1 protein-coding gene is annotated in these 328 nt (G+C 45.4%); it reads left to right on the plus strand.

Annotated features, from left to right (window positions below):
- Nucleotides 1-11: 11 nt before the first annotated feature.
- Nucleotides 12-328: FAD-dependent oxidoreductase (locus AC3XQU_RS23440; protein ID WP_489876547.1), on the plus strand; the 317-nt coding region annotated here is incomplete at its 3' end.

The raw sequence follows: 328 nt of genomic DNA on the forward strand, positions 1-328 counted from the left end.
GAATTTGTATCATCGGCGCAGGTATCACGGGATTGACAACAGCACGAGAATTGTACAGATGCGGCTTCACAAATATTACTGTACTTGAAAAGTCGGAACGCATCGGAGGTAGACATCTCACCGCACTCGGCAGAAATAATACCAACACTATTGGCAGGCCACCTTTCGAGATGGGTGCAATGAGAATGCCCTTCTTCAATAAATCAAACGAGGCCCCAAAAGATGGCCGTTCACTCATGTCGTATTACGCAAAAAAATTTCAATTGGTCCATTCTGACTTTCCGAATCCTGGTAGTCCTGCAGTCCGATCAACAGGAATATACCTACG

The sequence above is a fragment of the Telluria sp. AZSoR62 genome (assembly GCF_058111565.1).